Raw genomic sequence first — 17,723 nt, forward strand, 5'->3', positions numbered from 1 at the left:
CGTGGTCACGCCCTGTCCGCGACGCGTTCGCCGAGTAGGCCTTGTGGCCTGAAGAGGAGGACGAGGATGAGCAGGATGAAGGCCCAGACGGAGGCCCAGCCCTGGCCGCCGAACTGGTCCATGCCGGGGATGTCGGCGATGTAGGCGGTGGCGAGGCCTTCGGCGAGGCCGAGGACGAGGCCGCCGAGCATGGCGCCGTAGATGTTGCCGATGCCGCCGAGGACGGCGGCGGTGAAGGCCTTGAGTCCGGCGACGAAGCCCATGTCGTAGGTGACGGAGCCGACGCGGAAGCCGTAGGCGACGCCGGCGACGGCGGCGAAGAAGCCGCCGATGGCGAAGGCGATCACGATGATGCGGTTGGTGTCGATGCCCATGAGCTGGGCGGTGTCCGGGTCCTGTGCGGTGGCCTGCATGGCGCGTCCGGTGCGGGAGGTGCGGACGAAGAAGGCGAGGGAGGCCATGCAGACGGGGGCGGCGATGAGGACGAACAGTTCACCGGACTGGATCTTGAGGTTGTCGGTGATGTCGAAGGCGCCGCCGGGCAGGGTGGGGAAGACGCGGGGGTTCTCGGCGTCGGGGTACCAGTTGAAGACGGCCTGCTGGAGTGCGAGGGAGAGGCCGATGGCGGTGATGAGGGGTGCTAGGCGTGGTGCGCCTCTGAGTGGTCGGTAGGCGAACCGTTCCGCTCCCACGGCGATGAGGACGGCGACGAGTCCGCCGCCGATCAGCATGAGGGGGAGGGCAATCCACATGGATATGCCGTCGGGCAGGATGAGATAGGTGGTGAGGGCGCCGAAGCCGCCCGTCATGAAGATCTCGCCGTGGGCGAAGTTGATGAGCTGGACGATGCCGTACACCATCGTGTAGCCGATGGCGATGAGCCCGTACATCGAGCCGAGGATCAGCCCGTTGGCCAGCTGTTGCGGCAGAGTGTGCACCGCATGGCCTCCATGTGGGTGCGGAGAGTGACTGGGGGTAGAGGTAGGGCCGCGCGGTGACGGGTCGTCGTGGCCGCGCGGCCCTGGGCGGTGCTCAGTTCATGCGGTGCTGCTGTGTGGCGTCAGCCGGTCTTGACGGACTTCCACTCGCCCTTGGTGGCCTGGTACAGGGTGAGGGTCTTGTTCTTGGTGTCGCCGTACTCGTCGAAGCCGACGGGGCCTGCGATGCCTTCGAAGCTGATCTTCTGGACCTCGTCGACGACCTTCTGGCGGGCGTCGGCGGGGACCTTTCCGTCCTTCACGACGTTGCCGATGGCCTTGATGATGGCGGTGGCGGCGTCGTAGGAGTAGCCGCCGTAGGTGCCGTAGTCGCCCTTGTAGCCACCGGACTTGTACTTGTCGATGAATTCCTTGGCGGCCGGCAGGGTGTCGACCGGGACGCCGACGGAGGTGACGAGGTCGCCCTCGGCGGCCTTGCCGGCGGTCTTGATGTAGGTCGGGGTGAACATGCCGTCGCCGCCCATGAGCGGGATCTTGGCCCCGGCGTCCTTGAGCTGCTTGGTGAGGACCTGCGACTCGTCGTACTGGCCGCCGTAGTAGAGCAGTTCGGCGCCGGAGTTCTTGACCTTGGTGACGAGGGTCGCGAAGTCCTTGTCGCCCACGTTGACGTGGTCGGTGCCGACGACCTTGCCGCCCGCTTCCTTGTACTTCTTGGCGAAGATGCCGGCGAGGCCGGCGCCGTAGGTCTGCTTGTCGTCGACGACGAAGACCTTCTTCTTCTTGAGGGTCTTGTAGACGTAGTCGGCGGAGAAGCCGCCCTGTACCTCATCGGTGATGGCGGTACGGAAGTAGGTCTTGAAGGGGCGGGTCTTGTCGCCGGAGACCCAGTTCTTGCCCTGCGTGAGCTCGGGGGCCGTGTTGGACGGCGAGATCTCGACGAGGTTCGCGGCGGCGAAGACCTTCTGCATGGTCTGGGCGACACCGGAGTTGAGGGGGCCGACGACGCCGAGGACGTCCTTGTTGGCGACCAGTTCCGAGGCGTTCTGCTGGCCGGTCGGCGGCAGGGCCTTGTCGTCGAGGGCCTTGACCTTGAAGGTGACGCCGGGGACGAGCTTCTTGTCGTTGGCGTCCTTCACGGCGATCTCGACGCCGGACTTGATGCCGAGGCCGGTGGCGGAGTTCTGGCCGGTGAGGGGCGCGTCGACGCCGATCACGACGGTGGTGTTGCCCCCGCCCTTGTCGCCGTCACTGCCCTTGTCGTCGCGCGATCCGCAGGCGGTGAGCGTGAGTGCTCCGGTGGTGAGCACGGTCGTGAGTATGAGCAGAGAACGGTGTCGCACGATCATTCCTCTCCCTGGCGCGGCTTCCGGGATCGGAAGCCGTGAGTCTCGCCGGGCCGTACTGGGTGGTACAGGGGCCGTGCAATGAACGCGCCCGGCGGCGCGGTGACTGGCCGTGACTATAAGCGCAGGTGGGGGAGTGGGGGACCGGTGGAGGTCAGGCTGTGACGCTCTTGTTATGCCGGGGCGAGTTCGGGTGGGTGCAGTGTGGGCGAATGGGACTTATGTGGACGGCAACCAGTTGTTCACATACCGAGAACTCCCAGTTCCGCTAAGGAACTTGAATTGATCTTGATCCTTACGGGGCGCGCGCGGGGGCGCCGCGCGCCGGGGGTGTGTGGGGGGATTTGGGGGCGTGCGCGCGATGGCGTGAGGCTTGCATTGCTTCATTGCGACAGAGGTAACTGAGTGTTACCGCCATGTGAGATCGGCCGGAGGGTCCCGGCGGGCGGCGCGGGTGCCGGGGGCGGCATCGCCGGGCCGCAGTTGGCGCGCAGGAAGGCGAGCAGGTCGCGGCTGAGCGGGTCGCCGAAGACGAAGCTGTGCTGCTGCTGTGCCCGCTGGTTGCGCAGGGTCAGTTCCAGGCGCGGCTGGTCGAGGTCGCGGGGGAGTCCGGGGCAGTGGTAGACGGAGAGCCAGACGACGAGGAACCGGGGCTCGCCCGCCTTCACTGTCAGTGGCAGCCGCGGTGTGGTGGAGGCTCCCAATTCGGGGATCCAGGCGTCCAGTTGGCGCAGGGTCACCGGGCTGCCCGAGCTGACCCGGACGGTGAACCGGAACGTTCCGTTCTCCATGCCGGGACCGTCGTAGTCCAGCAGCGTCGCGTCGGCGGGCGGCGGCGACGGCGCGGGGTCGGCCGGGGTGGGGCGCAGCAGGAGCAGGACGGCCACGGCGGCGGCGACCGCCGCGAGCAGCAGGGCGGTGCGGCGCCTGCGCGCGGGCAGCGCGGCCCAACGCTCGTGCAGGCGTGGGGAGTCGGCGCCGATCACGTCGGCCGGGGGCGGGGAGTCGGCGCCGGTCACGTCGGCCGGGGGTGGGGAGTCGGCGCCGGTCGCGTCGGCCGGGGGCGGGGAGTCGTCGCCGGGGTCGTACTCCTCCACGGGCCCGATGCCGGTCATGCTCGACGGTAAGCCGGAGCGCCGCCGTCCGCCAACGGTCCGGGCGATCACGTGAGTTGGGCAGGCCCTCTGGTGGGTCGGGGCGCGGCGCGGTGCAATACACGCGTCCCGCGAGTGAACTCCCTTACCGCGCCCCTGGAGGCACGATGGTGAGATCCCCCGGCAAGAGACGGCGCCGCGTCCGCGGCCTGGCCGTGGTGTGCGCGCTGACGGCGGCCCTGGCCGCCCCCTCGGCGTACGCCGCCCAACCCCCGCAGCCGCACGCCGGGTTGACGGTGACGGGCCAGGAGACGCAGCCCGTCTTCTCCCGCGCCGACGCCGTCTACCAGCAGGTCGACATCCGCACGGAGGTCGACAGTGACGGCGACGGCACGCGCGACACCGTACGGATGCGGATCCTGCGCCCGAAGGAGACGGACACGGCGGGCCTGAAGGTCGCCACGATCGTCGAGGCCAGCCCGTACTGGGCGGGCGGCAACGACGTCCCCAACCACGGCGTCGACCTCGACGAGGACGGACTGCCCGCGAAGCGCCGACAGGCCGCGGGCAAACCGGGATTGACCGGCCCCGCGGTCGCGTACTCGGGCTACTACGACAACTACTTCCTGCCCCGTGGCTACGCCGTGGCCCAGGTCGACAGCCTCGGCACCGGCGGGTCCACCGGCTGCCCGACCTCCGGCGGCCGCAACGAGACGCTGGGCGCGAAGGCCGCGATCGACTGGCTGAACGGCCGCGCGCGGGGCTGGGACCTCGACGGCCGTCCCGTCGAGGCCGGCTGGTCCACCGGCAACGCCGCGATGATGGGCATCTCCTACAACGGCACCCTGCCGACGGCCGTCGCCAGTACGGGAGTCGAGGGCCTCAAGGCGATCGTGCCGATCTCCGGGATCTCCTCCTGGTACGACTACTACCGTGCGAACGGCGGCGTCGTCGCCCCCGGCACGTTCCAGGGCGAGGACACCGACGTGCTCGCCAAGTATGTGTACTCGCGCGCCGACCGGGAGGTCTGCAAGCCCGTCCTGGCCGGCCTGGAGCGCGACCAGGACCGGGTGACCGGTGACTGGTCCCCGTACTGGGCCGAGCGCGACTACCTCAAGGACGTCCGGAAGATCAAGGCGGGCGTCTTCGTCGTGCACGGGCTCAACGACTGGAACGTGAAGACCAAGAACGCGGGCCAGTTGTGGGAGGCGCTCAAGAAGAACCACGTCCCGCGCAAGCTGTGGCTGCACCAGGCCGGGCACACCAACCCGATGCCGCTGCGCATGGAGGAGTGGCTGCGCCAGGTCCACCACTGGTTCGACCACTACCTCTACGGCATCGACAACGGCATCACGAAGGAACCCCAAGTCGACGTCGAGCAGGCCGACTTCAGCTGGCGTCAGCAGCGGGACTGGCCCGCCCCCGGCACCCGGGACACGACGCTGCGGCTGCGCGCCGACGGCTCCCTCGGCCGCTCCGCGGGCCCGGCCACCGTGCAGTCGCTGACCGACGCGGGCCGCACCGTCCCCGCCGAGCAGCTCGTGACGTCACCGGACGCGGCGAACCCGAACCGGCTCGCGTACACGACCGGGCCCCTCGACCGTGACGTACGGCTCAACGGAGTGCCCGAGGTCGACGTGCGTTCGTCACTCTCCGGTACGTCGCCCTACGTGACGGCGCTGCTCGTCGACTACGGAAAGGACACCCGCGCGACGTCCGGGACGGTCACCGACACCACGCAGCAGGTCTGCTACGGCGAGGGCGTGCCCGGACTGCCCGGCGAGACCGGCTGCGCCTACCGGACGAGGCACGCCACGCAGAGCGCGGACTTCAAGATCGTGACGCGGGGCTGGCTCGACGCCCGCAACCGCGACTCGTACGCGCGCCAGAGCAAGGTCGTCGAGGGCCGGGAGTACCGGCTGCGCTGGGACCTGCAGCCGCAGGACTACGTCTTCAAGGCCGGGCACCGGCTCGGCCTGGTGCTGATCTCGACCGACTACGACTACACCCTGCGGTACCCGGCGGGCACGACGATGACCGTGCGCGCCGGGGCCGGCTCGGTGACGCTGCCGACGGCGCCCGCTACGCGGTAGGCGCCGCGGGAGCTTCCTTGAGGAGGCAGGTCAGACGGGCCGTGCAGACCCGTCTGTCCTGCTCGTCGGTGATGACGACCTCGTACGTCGCCGTGGAGCGGCCGCGGTGCACGGGTGTCGCCACGCCCGTGACCAGGCCGGAGCGGGCGCCGCGGTGGTGCGTGCAGTTCAGGTCGACGCCGACGGCGATCTTGCCGAGGCCGCCGTGCAGCATCGAGCCGACCGAGCCGAGGGTCTCGGCGAGGACGGCGGAGGCGCCGCCGTGCAGCAGGCCGTACGGCTGCGTGTTGCCCTCGACGGGCATCGTGCCGACCACGCGGTCGGCCGAGGCCTCCTTGATCTCGATGCCCATCCGGGTGCCGAGGTGCCCGGCGGAGAACAGGGCGGGCAGGTCGACGCCGAGCGCCGCGTACTCGTCGATGACCTCTTGCGGGAACTTCACGTGGTTCTGCTCGCCCATGGGGGCCGGCTCCGTCCGTCGTGCCTGCGTGCGGGAGGTGACAACTGGCTGAGCAAACGCTCAGTCGGTCCTCGATTGTTCCAGGCGGACGACCACGGACTTGCTCGCGGGGGTGTTGCTGGTGTCCGCGGTGGCGTCGAGCGGCACCAGGACGTTGGTCTCCGGGTAGTACGCCGCCGCGCAGCCGCGGGCCGTCGGGTAGTGCACGACGCGGAAGCCGGGCGCGCGCCGCTCGACGCCGTCGCTCCACTCGCTGACCAGATCCACGTACGACCCCTCGGCCAGGGACAGGTCCTTGGCGTCCTCGGCGTTCACCAGGACGACCCGCCGGCCGTTCCTGATCCCGCGGTAGCGGTCGTCCAGGCCGTAGATCGTGGTGTTGTACTGGTCGTGCGAGCGCAGCGTCTGCAGCAGCAGCCGGCCCTCGGGCAGCCGCGGGTACTCGACCGGGGCGGCCGTGAAGTTGGCCTTGCCGGTGGCGGTCGGGAAGCGGCGCTCGTCGCGCGGGGCGTGCGGCAGGGCGAAGCCGGACGGGTTCGCGACGCGCGCGTTGAAGTCCTCGAAGCCGGGGATGACGCGGGCGATGCGGTCGCGGATCGTCGCGTAGTCCTTCTCGAACTCCTCCCAGGGCGTGCGGGAGTCCTCGCCGAGGGTGCGGCGGGCCAGGCGGGCCACGATGGCGGGCTCGGACAGGAGGTGCTTGCTCGCGGGGTCGAGGCGGCCGCGGGAGGCGTGCACCATGCCCATGGAGTCCTCGACCGTCACGAACTGCTCGCCGCTGCCCTGGAGGTCGCGCTCGGTGCGGCCGAGGGTGGGCAGGATCAGGGCGCGGGCGCCGGTGACGGCGTGCGAGCGGTTCAGCTTCGTCGACACGTGGACGGTGAGGCGGGCCCGGCGCATGGCCGCCTCGGTGACCTCGGTGTCGGGGGAAGCGGCCACGAAGTTGCCGCCCATGGCGAAGAAGACCTTCGCCTCGCCGTCGCGCAGCGCGCGGATGGCGCGGACGACGTCGAAGCCGTGCTCGCGCGGCGGAGCGAACCCGAACTCCTTCTCCAGGGCGTCCAGGAACGCCGGGGCGGGGCGCTCGAAGATGCCCATGGTGCGGTCGCCCTGCACGTTCGAGTGGCCGCGCACCGGGCAGACGCCCGCGCCCGGACGGCCGATGTTGCCGCGCAGCAGCAGGAAGTTGACCACTTCGCGGATCGTCGGCACCGAGTGCTTGTGCTGGGTGAGGCCCATCGCCCAGCACACGACGGTGCGCTTGGAGGCGAGCACCATCTCCAGGGTCCGCTCGATGTCGGCGCGGGACAGGCCGGTCGCCGTCAGCGTCTCGTCCCAGTCGGCGCCCCGCGCGGCGGCGGCGAACTCCTCGAAGCCATGGGTGTGCTCGGCGATGAACGCGTCGTCGGTGGCGCCTTCCGTCTCCAGGACCAGCTTGTTCAGGAGGCGGAAGAGGGCCTGGTCGCCGCCGAGCCGGATCTGCAGGAACAGGTCGGTGAGCGAGGCGCCCTTGGTGAGGCCCTTCGGCGTCTGCGGGTTCTTGAACTTCTCCAGACCCGCCTCCGGCAGCGGGTTCACCGAGATGATCCGCGCGCCGCCCGCCTTCGCCTTCTCCAGGGCGGAGAGCATCCGCGGATGGTTCGTGCCCGGGTTCTGCCCGGCGACGATGATCAGGTCCGCCTTGTACAGGTCCTCCAGGAGGACGCTGCCCTTGCCGATGCCGATGGTCTCCGTCAGCGCCGAACCGGACGACTCGTGGCACATGTTCGAACAGTCGGGCAGGTTGTTCGTGCCGAACTCGCGGGCGAACAGCTGGTAGAGGAACGCCGCCTCGTTACTGGTCCGGCCCGACGTGTAGAAGACCGACTCGTCGGGGGAGGAGAGCGCGTCGAGCTCCTCGCCGATGATGTCGAAGGCGCGCTCCCACGGCACCGGCTCGTAGTGCGTGGCGCCCTCGGCCAGGTACATGGGGTGGGTGAGCCGGCCCTGCTGGCCCAGCCAGTACCCGGAGCGCGTCGCGAGGTCCGCGACCGGGTGGGCGGCGAAGAACTCCGGGGTCACCCGGCGCAGCGTGGCCTCCTCGGCGACCGCCTTCGCCCCGTTCTCGCAGAACTCCGCCGCGTGCCGGTGCTCCGGCTCGGGCCAGGCGCAGCCCGGGCAGTCGAAGCCGTCCTTCTGGTTGACCCTCAGCAGTGTCAGCGCGGTGCGCTTCACGCCCATCTGCTCGCGGGCGATCTTGAGGGAGTGCTTGACGGCCGGCAGCCCAGCGGCGTGGTGCTGCGGCGCCGCGACCTGCGGCGCGTCCTGGACCGGGTCTGACGCGGGCGGCTTGCTGGCCATGTCGTGCTCCCCTTCGAGCGGGTCCTGCGAGCGTGCTGTGAGGTACGTCTCCGATCCTCGCACGGGGGTCCGACGGCGCCGCCGCCCGGTCGGGGTGGGCCGCACTGTCAGTGGGGCGTGGCAGGATCGGGGACGTGGCAGAGAAAGCAGCGAAAACGGCGAAGACAACCGCGACGAAGGCGACGGGCAGCGGTGCAGGTGGGCGCCCCCGGCTGATGCTCATGGACGGGCACTCGCTGGCGTACCGCGCGTTCTTCGCGCTGCCCGCGGAGAACTTCACGACGGCGACGGGCCAGCCGACGAACGCGATCTATGGTTTCGCGTCGATGCTGGCGAACACCCTGCGCGACGAGTCGCCCACGCACTTCGCGGTGGCGTTCGACGTGTCCCGCAAGACGTGGCGCTCCGAGGAGTTCACCGAGTACAAGGCGAACCGGTCGAAGACGCCCGACGAGTTCAAGGGGCAGGTCGAGCTGATCGGCGAGCTGCTCGACGCGATGCACACCCCGCGCTTCGCCGTCGACGGCTTCGAGGCGGACGACGTCATCGCCACGCTCGCCACGCAGGCCGAGGCCGAGGGCTTCGAGGTCCTCATCGTCACCGGTGACCGCGACTCCTTCCAGCTGGTCACGGAGAACGTGACGGTGCTGTACCCGACCAAGGGCGTCTCCGAGCTGACCCGGTTCACGCCGGAGAAGGTCCAGGAGAAGTACGGCCTGACCCCCGCCCAGTACCCGGACTTCGCGGCGCTGCGCGGCGACCCGTCGGACAACCTCCCGGGCATCCCTGGCGTCGGCGAGAAGACGGCCGCGAAGTGGATCAACCAGTTCGGTTCGTTCGCCGAGCTGGTCGAGCGCGCCGACGAGGTCAAGGGCAAGGCCGGGGCGAACCTGCGGGAGCACCTGGAGGCCGTCAAGCTCAACCGCCGGCTCACCGAGATGGTGCGCGACGTCGAGCTGCCCAAGGGCGTCGGCGACCTGGAGCGGCAGGCGTACGACCGCACCACGATCGCGATGGTCCTGGACACCCTGGAGATCCGGAACCCGTCGCTGCGCGAGCGCCTGTTCGCCGTCGACCCGGGCGCGGAGGAGGCCGAGCAGGCGCCGGCCGAGCCCGGCGTCGAGCTGGACGGAAAGGTCCTCGGCACCGGCGAGGTCGCCCCGTGGCTGACCGAGCACGCCAAGGCCGTCCTGGGTCTCGCGACGGTCGACACCTGGTCGCTGGGCACGGGCACGGTCAGCGAGATCGCGCTCGCCGCCGCGGGGGGAGAGGCCGCCTGGTTCGACCCGTCGACGCTGGACGAGGCCGACGAGAAGGCGTTCGCCGCCTGGCTCGCCGACGCGAAGAAGCCGAAGGTCCTGCACAACGCCAAGGGCGTCATGCGGGTCTTCGCCGAGCACGGCTGGAGCGTCGAGGGCATCACCATGGACACGGCGCTCGCCGCGTACCTGGTCAAGCCCGGCCGCCGCTCCTTCGCCCTCGATGCGCTGTCCCTGGAGTACCTGGGCCGCGAGCTCGCCCCGGCCGGCGCGGCCGACGGACAGCTGGCCTTCGGCACGGACGAGGACGACCAGGCCGAGGCCGACGCGCTCATGGTGCAGGCCCGCGCCATCCTCGACCTGGGCGAGGCGTTCGGCGAGCGACTGAAGGAGGTCGGCGCCGCGGACCTCCTCAAGGACATCGAGCTGCCCACGTCCACGCTCCTCGCCCGCCTGGAGCGGCACGGCATCGCGGCCGACCGCGCCCATCTGGAGGCCATGGAGCAGATGTTCGCGGGCGCCGTCCAGCAGGCGGTGAAGGAGGCGCACGCCTCCGTGGGCCACGAGTTCAACCTCGGCTCCCCCAAGCAGCTCCAGGAAGTCTTCTTCGGCGAGCTGGACCTGCCCAAGACGAAGAAGACGAAGACCGGGTACACGACGGACGCGGACGCGCTGGCCTGGCTGGCGACGCAGACGGACCACGAGCTGCCCGTCATCATGCTGCGCCACCGCGAGCAGGCGAAGCTGCGCGTCACGGTCGAGGGCCTGATCAAGACGATCGCCGCCGACGGCCGCATCCACACCACGTTCAACCAGACGGTGGCGGCGACCGGCCGCCTCTCCTCGACCGACCCGAACCTGCAGAACATCCCGGTCCGCACGGACGAGGGCCGCGCGATCCGCCGCGGCTTCGTGGTCGGCGAGGGCTTCGAGTCGCTGATGACGGCCGACTACAGCCAGATCGAGCTGCGCGTGATGGCGCACCTGTCCGAGGACGCGGGCCTCATCGAGGCGTTCACCTCCGGCGAGGACCTGCACACCACGGTCGCCTCGCAGGTGTTCGGCGTGGAGCGCTCCGCGGTCGACGCGGAGATGCGCCGCAAGATCAAGGCGATGTCGTACGGCCTGGCCTACGGACTGTCCGCCTTCGGCCTCTCCCAGCAGCTGAACATCGAGGCGGGCGAGGCGCGTGCCCTGATGGACACGTACTTCGAGCGGTTCGGCGGGGTGCGCGACTACCTCCGGCGGGTCGTCGACGAGGCGCGCGCCACCGGGTACACGGAGACGATGCTCGGCCGCCGCCGCTATCTGCCCGACCTGAACTCGGACAACCGGCAGCGGCGCGAGATGGCCGAGCGGATGGCGCTGAACGCGCCGATCCAGGGCACGGCCGCGGACATCGTGAAGATCGCGATGCTGAACGTGGACAAGGCGCTCGCGGAGGCGGGGCTGACGTCCCGGATGCTGCTCCAGGTCCACGACGAAATCGTGCTGGAGGTGGCGCCCGGGGAGGCCGCGGCACTGGAGGAGCTGGTCCGCCGGGAGATGGCCGACGCGGTGACCCTCCGGGCGCCGCTGGATGTTTCGGTGGGCGTGGGCCCGGACTGGGAGTCCGCGGCCCACTAGTCCCTCCGGGCTGGTCGCGCAGGTGGTCCTCCGCGGGTGCGTGGGGGCTTCTCGCGCAGTTCCCCGCGCCCCTGGAGATGCGCACTTCGTGCGCGATCTCCAGGGGCGCACTCCGTGGGGAGGCAGCGGCGAAGCCGCAGGCCTTCAGGGGCGCGGGGGAACTGCGCGAGAAGCCCCACGCACCCGCACCCGCCGCCACACCCCCACGCGGCACACGCAGAACGCCCCCCGCCCCCGCGGAGCGCCCCCCACCCGGTGGAGTCGAACCGCCCGTTCAGCCCCTACGCCGCGCCCCACCCCACCCCCGCCCCCACCATGGGCAAATGCCCCCACACCCCACCCGCCGGAATCTCACGACGACGGCCCTCCTGGTGGCCACAGCCCTGCTCGGCGGCACCGCACCCCCCGCGGCCGCGGCGGAGCGCACCCCCACCTGCCGCGCCCCCAAGAACCCGGCCCTCGCCAAACAGCTCACCCGCGACCTGCGCACCGCGCTGGCCCGGCGCGGCGGCACCGTCTCGCTCGCCCTGTACGACGACCGCACCAAGGCCAGCTGCACCCTCGCCCAGGGCACCCGCTACGACTCGGCGTCCCTCGTCAAGGTCCTGATGATGGAGGCGACGCTGCGCCGAGCCGCCGCCCGGGGCCGCGCCCTCACCGGCTGGGAGCGGCGCAACGTCCGCCCCATGATCCGCAGTTCGGACAACTCCGCCGCGAGCCGCCTGTGGAACGACCTGGGGCACCCGTACCTCGCCTCGACACTGCACCGCGCCGGCACCACCCGCACCAGCCTCGGCCCCTACGGCCTGTGGGGACTGACCCGCACCACGGCCGCCGACCAGCTGCGACTGCTCGGCGCGCTCAGCGGCCCGCGTTCCTTCCTCGGCGCCAAGTCCCGTGCCTTCGGGATCCAGTTGATGAGCGAGGTGCGCAAGGACCAGCGGTGGGGCGTGCCCGCCGGGATGCCGCGCGGACTGCGCGCCCACCTGAAGAACGGCTGGCTGCCCCGCGCCACGCACGGCTGGCGCATCCACAGCATCGGCGTGTTCACCGGCGGCGGCCGCAGCTACCGCCTCGCCGTGCTCAGCCACGACAACCCGTCCATGACGTACGGCGTGCGCACCGTCGAGCGGGTCGCCCACGCCGTCCACCGCGCCCTCAACAAGGGCCGTGCGGTCGGCCGCGGCTACACCCCGGCCGACGAGATCAGCGAGGTCCCGGACGGCTCGGTGCCACCGGACGCGCCTCAACTCCCTTACCCGTACGCCCCGTCGGACCGCCCCGCCCGCCCGGACGGCGCCGCACCCTGATCACCACCGCGTACAGCACGAGCCCGAGGACGAGCCCCGCCCCCGCCCCGAAGCACACCGTCGGCACGATCTCCCAGGGCCGCCAGGCGAGACCGGCCCCGTCGACGTAGGACAGCCAGCGCACCACCCGCACCGCCCCGCAGCCGGCCGCGCACCCGCCGATCAGGGCGAGGGCCAGCCACCGCTCGCCCCCGGACGGCGGCCAGGGACCGTCGGCGGCGTCGGCGCGGCCGGCGGCGCCGCGCACCGCCCACCACAGGAACACCCCGACGACGACGAGCGCGAGGGCCGAACCCCCGTACTGCGCGTACCAGTAGAGCGGTGAGCCCGCGATCTCCTCGCCGAGCACGGGCAGGACCCTCGTGCCCCACCGGTCCAGGTGCGTGAAGGCGTCCCACACCACGTGGGTCGTCGCGCCGAGCGCCGCCGAGACGTACCACCACAGCGGCCACCGGCGGTCCCGCCCGGCCGGCCGGCCGACGGCCACCGCCGTCACCTGCCCCCAAACCCGCCGGGGCAGCAGCGCCAGCACCGGCTCCCTGACCAGCCGCCACAGCGCCACCAGGGCGCACGCGAGCAGCACGTCCACCGTGAACACACCGGCGAAGGAGTGCGTGAACGCACCGAACTCCATGGCGCCCGGCACCGCGCTCGCCGCGAAGTACGTGACGTCCGGCGCGAACGAGCCGGCCACGAGCAGCGACGGCACGAGCCGCCCCCGGCCCGAACCGTCCCGCCGGACGAACGGCAGCACCGCCGCGGCATGACTGATGGTGAACGGCAAGAGGCCCCCCTCTGGACGAATGCGACAAGCGTCGAAGGGTACGGGAACGCGTACGCGGCCAACCGGGAAATACCGGGCACGAACAGGTACCTGCGCGGCGGAAGTTGTCGTAGTGTCGGCTGCGTCCGTGCGCTGGGGAGCGTACGACAACGGTGTCCACGGGAGGGGTTCGCGGCATGGCGGCGGTATTCGGCAAGCGGCTGCGCAGGGGTGTCATGACGGCCGCGGTCGCCGCGGCGGCAGTGGCGGCCCTCTCCGCCTCCCAGGCGCCGGGCGTGACCACCCCGCAGGCGGACAACGGCAACTCCTCCGCGGCGGACCGCTCCGACGACACGCCCGACGCGGCGACCGGACCCGACTACTTCACCGATCTGCCGCCGCTGGACAGCCCCACCGACGACCCGACCGCCACCCCCGGCGGCCCCGGCGCGAACACGGGCGACGCCGAGGCCGGCATCCCGGCCACGGTCCTGGACGCGTACAAGAAGGCGGCCGCCGAGCTGGCGGCGAGCAAGCCCGGCTGCAACATGTCGTGGCAGCTGCTCGCCGCGATCGGCAAGGTCGAGTCGGGCCAGGCCCGCGGCGGCAACGTCGACGAGAACGGCACGACGCTCAGCCCGATCCTCGGCCCGGTCCTGAACGGCAACGGGTTCGCGAAGATCACCGACACCGACGGTGGTTCCTACGACGGCGACACGGTCCACGACCGGGCCGTCGGACCCATGCAGTTCATCCCCTCCACCTGGAAGTGGGCGGGCCGCGACGGCAACGGGGACGGGAAGAAGGACCCGAACAACATCTACGACGCGGCCCTCGCCACCGGCCACTACCTGTGCCGCTACTCCTGGGACCTGTCCGACGCCTCGGACCTCAACAAGGCGATCCTCAGCTACAACCCGTCCTCGGAGTACGTCGCCACGGTCCTGAAGTGGCTGGAGTACTACCGCAAGGGCACGCACGAGGTGCCGAACGGCACCGGCGTCCTGCCCAAGCACCCCAGCGGCGGCGGCACCGGCACCGCCGGGTCGAGCCCCTCGCCGTCCCCGTCGCCCAGCTCGCCGGGTGGCGGCAGCACGTCCAAGCCCGGTTCGGGCGGCGGCGGTTCGACACCCGGCGGCGGTTCGGGCGGCGGATCCGGCGGCGGCACGGGAAGCCCCGGCCCTTCGGACCCGACGACGCCCCCGCCCACCACCACGCCCGTCCAGTCGGTCACCGCGCTCGCCGACGCGGGCACCGGCACGCTCTCCGCGACGGCCGGCGACACCTTCGCCGACCGGGTCAAGGTGCGCGCGAAGAACAAGTCGGGGGCGGGTGTCGGCTCCGTCCAGGTGCGGTTCGCGATCGTGGGCGACACGAAGGCGACGTTCTCCGGCGGCGGCACGAGCGCCACCGTCACCACGAGCACGTCGGGTGTCGCCACGGCGCCCGCGATCAAGGCGGGCGAGCAGACCGGCGAGTTCACCGTCCGCGCCACCGTCGTCGGCCGCTCGCTGGCCGGGCTCGACTACAAGGCGACGGTCACCGCGCGGCAGGCCGACGCCCTGGCCCGCACCGGCGACAAGGAGCTCAGCTGCGTCGCGGGCGGCACGTTCGCGGACGCCGTCGAGGTGAAGGCGACGTACAAGGGCGCCGTGGCCGACGGCGTCGCGGCGACGGCCACGCTCATCAAGTCGGCCGACGACGCCACCGAGGCCGACAAGGGCCCCTACTTCAAGGACGCCGACGGCAAGGCGGTCCGCACCCTCAAGGACCTCACGACGGACGCCGACGGCGTCCTGGAGCTGCCGAAGCTGTACGCGGACGACGCGACCGGCACGTTCCTGCTGCGGATCAACACCACGGGCGGCGCGACGCTCACCGTCGAGCTGAAGGTGACCGCGGCCCCGTCCGGCGGCGCGAGCGAGACCCCGACGGAGTCCGCGAGCCCCTCCGCGTAACTCCCGCGGCACGCACCGCACGTGAGCCCCCGGCCGACGATCGGCCGGGGGCTCGGTGCGTCGCGGGTACGTCCTGTGCAACGTGTTCTCATCTGTCCCCGGCATTGCTACGGTGCACCGACCGCAAGGCCTGACGCCCCATCAGATGCAGATTCGGGAGGCCGGACATGCGTGCCCTCATAGCGGCGGCGATCGGACTGGCCGCGGCGTTCGCCCTCGTTCTCACGATGACGGCGATCGGCGCACCGCCGGGCGAGACGTCCCCGAAACCGCTGCTCACGACCGTTCCGAAGCACCCGTAGAGGAGGGCCGCCGAGATGCGCCGCAAGGCCAGCCTGATCCTGCTCGCCTTCGCCGTGTTCTTCACGGCGCTGTCCCCGCTGATGCGCTGGTACGCGTTCCCGCGCCTCGCCAAGATCCCGCCCAGCCAGTACCAGACCATGGTCCTGGAGGCGAAGGACGCGACCCTCATCGACTACGGCACCATGCAGGCCGAGAAGGTCCCCCGACTCACCGTCGTACAGACGCTCAAGGGCAACGTCGAGGAGTCCGAGAAGATCGAGAAGAGCGCCGGGCGGGACGTCGTCGTCTGGGACGGCCTCAGCTACATCGTGGGCCCCGACGGCAAGTTCGTCTCCCAGATCCCCGAGCGCTACATCTTCGACGCCCACAGCCAGGAACCCGTGCACGCCACCGGTGAGTCCGTCGACGGCGACGCGGTCAAGCGCGACGGCATCGAGTTCAAGTGGCCCTTCCTGACCGAGAAGCGGGACTACGAGTACTTCGACGCGCGCGCCCGCATCACCCGCCCCATCCACTACAAGGGCACCGAGGACTTCCGCGGCGTCACCGTCTACCGCTTCGAGCAGACGATCCCCTGGACCAGGGTGCCCCTCCCCAAGAAGCTCCCGGTCGCGGGCATCACCCCCGAATCCGTCGCCAAGACCGGCACCCAGATGTGGTACACGACCGTCCGCACCTTCCTCGTGGACCCCACCACCGGCGCCCCCGTCTACGGCGAGGAGCAGCACAAGGAGGAGATGCGCGGCGGCACCCTGCTCGGTGACCGCGACAAGGTCACCGCGTTCGCCGGCGACGTCAAGATGCGGGAGGACTTCATCAGGTCGACCGTCGACCTGGTCAAGTCCCAGCGCACCCTGGTCCTCCTCCTCACCTCCTACCTGCCCTGGGGCTTCCTGATCCTCGGCACGCTGCTGCTCGCGCTCGCCCTCTGGCTGGAGGCGCGCGGCAGGAGGCCGGGCGACCCGGAGGGGACGCCGGCACGGGAGCCGGAACCGGTCAGCGTCTGAGGCGCGCGTTCGTGAACCGGGTCGGCTCCGCCGCCGCCGGGTCCTCGGGCCACGGGTGCTTCGGGTAGCGGCCGCGCAGATCGGCCCGTACGGCCCGGTAGCCGTCGCGCCAGAACGAGGCGAGGTCGGCGGTGACGGCGGCGGGCCGCCCGGCGGGCGACAGCAGGTGCACGAGGAGCGGCACCCCGGCCAGCCGCGGCGTCCGCTGCAGCCCGAACATCTCCTGCAGCTTCACGGCGAGCACCGGCTGCCCGGGATCGGCGTAGTCGACCCGCACCCGCGACCCGCTCGGCACCTCCACCCGCTCCGGCGCCAGCTCGTCAAAGCGCGCCGCATCCCCGCTCGCCCACGGCAGGAGCCGCTTCAGCGCCTGCCCGGCGTCGATCCGGCCCAGGTCGGCCCGGCGCCGCGCACGGCTCAGCTCCGGCTCCAGCCAGTCGTCGACCCGCGCGAACAGCGCCTCGTCGCTCACGTCGGGCCACGGCTCCCCGAGCTGCCGGTGCACGAAGGCGAGCCGCTGCCGCAGCCCCTCGGCGTCCCGGTCCCAGCGCAGCAGCCCCAGCCCCTCCCGCCGCAGCCCGTCGAGGAGAGCGTCCCGTACGAGGCCGGGGGCGGGGTCCTTCAGCGGCCGTACGGAGAGTTCGACCGCGCCGAGGCGGGTGACGTGCCGGGCCACCAACTCGCCGTCGGCCCACGTCACTTCGTCGCCCTCGGCGAGCAGCCGGCCCGCCGCCCGGCGGGCGACGTCCTCGTCGACGACGGCCCCCAGCCGCACCCGCGCGTGCCCGGCGCCGACGGGCCGGTCGGCCACGGCGACGGCGACCCAGGCGGCGTCCCGCAGCGCCGAACCGTCCCCGACGTCGGCCCGGGTCCCCGACACCATCAGCCACGAGCCGCCCGACCGCCGCGCCACCCGCTCGGGAAACGCGAGGGCGGCGACCAGCCCCACAGCGTGCTCGTCACTCACCGAACGCCCGCGGCCTGCGCCTCCTGAGCCGCCCGCGTGGCCCGCGCCGCCTGCGCTGCCCGCGCCGCTCGTGCCGCTCGCGCCGCCTGAGCCGCCTGTGCTGCCTGTGCCGCCTGTGACGCCTGTGCTGGCTGTGCCGACTGCGCTGCCCGCGCCGCTCGCGCCGCCTGCGCGGCCACCCGGTCCAACAGGCCGCCGGGCGCGTGGAGTTCGGCGGTGTCGCCGGCCGGCGGCGTTCGTCGCGAGGTACGCTCCGCCGCCA

The 17,723-nt window shown here is 71.7% G+C and carries 13 protein-coding genes; 6 read left to right on the forward strand and 7 right to left on the reverse strand.

What is annotated here, in order from left to right; translation table 11 throughout:
• Positions 1 to 5: 5 nt before the first annotated feature.
• The 3 genes from RBJ77_RS05925 to RBJ77_RS05935 form a co-directional block, all read right to left on the reverse strand.
• Positions 6 to 938, reverse strand: a complete 933-nt coding sequence (locus RBJ77_RS05925) for a branched-chain amino acid ABC transporter permease (RefSeq protein WP_255980393.1) — start codon at positions 936 to 938, stop codon at positions 6 to 8.
• Positions 939 to 1,060: 122 nt separating this feature from the next.
• A complete protein-coding gene (locus RBJ77_RS05930) occupies positions 1,061 to 2,284 on the reverse strand; it encodes a branched-chain amino acid ABC transporter substrate-binding protein (protein WP_255980395.1) in 1,224 nt (407 codons plus the stop codon).
• 380 nt (positions 2,285 to 2,664) lie between these two features.
• Positions 2,665 to 3,396 (reverse strand): hypothetical protein, encoded by a 732-nt coding sequence (locus RBJ77_RS05935; RefSeq protein WP_372344006.1) that lies wholly within the window; start codon positions 3,394 to 3,396, stop codon positions 2,665 to 2,667.
• A 146-nt stretch (positions 3,397 to 3,542) separates the two neighbouring features.
• On the opposite strand from RBJ77_RS05935, the gene RBJ77_RS05940 reads away from it, so the two are divergent.
• Entirely contained in the window at positions 3,543 to 5,468 is a 1,926-nt protein-coding gene (locus RBJ77_RS05940) for a Xaa-Pro dipeptidyl-peptidase (RefSeq protein WP_372344007.1), read from the forward strand.
• Here RBJ77_RS05940 and RBJ77_RS05945 read toward each other — a convergent pair.
• A complete protein-coding gene (locus tag RBJ77_RS05945; protein WP_372344008.1) occupies positions 5,458 to 5,928 on the reverse strand; it encodes a PaaI family thioesterase in 471 nt (156 codons plus the stop codon). The genes RBJ77_RS05940 and RBJ77_RS05945 overlap by 11 nt on opposite strands.
• A gap of 60 nt (positions 5,929 to 5,988) precedes the next feature.
• Positions 5,989 to 8,268: an FdhF/YdeP family oxidoreductase gene (locus RBJ77_RS05950; protein WP_372344009.1), complete on the reverse strand. Its 2,280-nt coding sequence runs from the start codon at positions 8,266 to 8,268 to the stop codon at positions 5,989 to 5,991.
• Between the two features lie 215 nt (positions 8,269 to 8,483).
• Between RBJ77_RS05950 and polA the strand changes: the two genes are divergently transcribed.
• Together polA and RBJ77_RS05960 are read left to right on the forward strand one after the other, a co-directional pair.
• Positions 8,484 to 11,153, forward strand: a complete 2,670-nt coding sequence (polA, locus tag RBJ77_RS05955) for a DNA polymerase I (RefSeq protein WP_372344018.1) — start codon at positions 8,484 to 8,486, stop codon at positions 11,151 to 11,153.
• Between the two features lie 323 nt (positions 11,154 to 11,476).
• Positions 11,477 to 12,463 (forward strand): serine hydrolase, encoded by a 987-nt coding sequence (locus RBJ77_RS05960; protein ID WP_372344010.1) that lies wholly within the window; start codon positions 11,477 to 11,479, stop codon positions 12,461 to 12,463.
• On the opposite strand, the gene RBJ77_RS05965 is transcribed toward RBJ77_RS05960, so the two are convergent.
• A complete protein-coding gene (locus tag RBJ77_RS05965; protein ID WP_372344011.1) occupies positions 12,360 to 13,247 on the reverse strand; it encodes a DUF4184 family protein in 888 nt (295 codons plus the stop codon). The two genes, RBJ77_RS05960 and RBJ77_RS05965, sit on opposite strands and share 104 nt — an antisense overlap.
• A 176-nt stretch (positions 13,248 to 13,423) precedes the next feature.
• Here RBJ77_RS05965 and RBJ77_RS05970 point away from each other — a divergent pair, with 176 nt between their 5' ends.
• The 3 genes from RBJ77_RS05970 to RBJ77_RS05980 all read left to right on the forward strand — a co-directional run bounded on the left by RBJ77_RS05970 (position 13,424) and on the right by RBJ77_RS05980 (position 16,494).
• Positions 13,424 to 15,184 (forward strand): lytic murein transglycosylase, encoded by a 1,761-nt coding sequence (locus RBJ77_RS05970; RefSeq protein WP_372344012.1) that lies wholly within the window; start codon positions 13,424 to 13,426, stop codon positions 15,182 to 15,184.
• 167 nt (positions 15,185 to 15,351) lie between these two features.
• Positions 15,352 to 15,486, forward strand: a complete 135-nt coding sequence (locus RBJ77_RS05975) for an SPW_0924 family protein (protein WP_255981037.1) — start codon at positions 15,352 to 15,354, stop codon at positions 15,484 to 15,486.
• A 15-nt stretch (positions 15,487 to 15,501) separates the two neighbouring features.
• Positions 15,502 to 16,494, forward strand: coding sequence for a DUF3068 domain-containing protein (locus RBJ77_RS05980; RefSeq protein WP_372344013.1), 993 nt, complete (start codon positions 15,502 to 15,504; stop codon positions 16,492 to 16,494).
• Here RBJ77_RS05980 and RBJ77_RS05985 read toward each other — a convergent pair.
• Positions 16,484 to 17,723: ATP-dependent helicase C-terminal domain-containing protein (locus RBJ77_RS05985; RefSeq protein ID WP_372344014.1), on the reverse strand; the 1,240-nt coding region annotated here is incomplete at its 5' end. The two genes, RBJ77_RS05980 and RBJ77_RS05985, sit on opposite strands and share 11 nt — an antisense overlap.

Source organism: Streptomyces sp. KL116D (assembly GCF_030766975.1).
GTDB lineage: Bacteria > Actinomycetota > Actinomycetes > Streptomycetales > Streptomycetaceae > Streptomyces > Streptomyces longispororuber_A.

Bases quoted from the DNA above. Each gene is read 5' to 3' on its own strand.
- RBJ77_RS05930 (WP_255980395.1), bottom strand. From the start codon at position 2,284: ATGATCGTGCGACACCGTTCTCTGCTCATACTCACGACCGTGCTCACC.
- RBJ77_RS05935 (WP_372344006.1), bottom strand. From the start codon at position 3,396: ATGACCGGCATCGGGCCCGTGGAGGAGTACGACCCCGGCGACGACTCC.
- RBJ77_RS05940 (WP_372344007.1), top strand. From the start codon at position 3,543: ATGGTGAGATCCCCCGGCAAGAGACGGCGCCGCGTCCGCGGCCTGGCC.
- RBJ77_RS05945 (WP_372344008.1), bottom strand. From the start codon at position 5,928: ATGGGCGAGCAGAACCACGTGAAGTTCCCGCAAGAGGTCATCGACGAG.
- RBJ77_RS05950 (WP_372344009.1), bottom strand. From the start codon at position 8,268: ATGGCCAGCAAGCCGCCCGCGTCAGACCCGGTCCAGGACGCGCCGCAG.
- polA (WP_372344018.1), top strand. From the start codon at position 8,484: ATGCTCATGGACGGGCACTCGCTGGCGTACCGCGCGTTCTTCGCGCTG.
- RBJ77_RS05960 (WP_372344010.1), top strand. From the start codon at position 11,477: ATGCCCCCACACCCCACCCGCCGGAATCTCACGACGACGGCCCTCCTG.
- RBJ77_RS05970 (WP_372344012.1), top strand. From the start codon at position 13,424: ATGGCGGCGGTATTCGGCAAGCGGCTGCGCAGGGGTGTCATGACGGCC.
- RBJ77_RS05975 (WP_255981037.1), top strand. From the start codon at position 15,352: ATGCGTGCCCTCATAGCGGCGGCGATCGGACTGGCCGCGGCGTTCGCC.
- RBJ77_RS05980 (WP_372344013.1), top strand. From the start codon at position 15,502: ATGCGCCGCAAGGCCAGCCTGATCCTGCTCGCCTTCGCCGTGTTCTTC.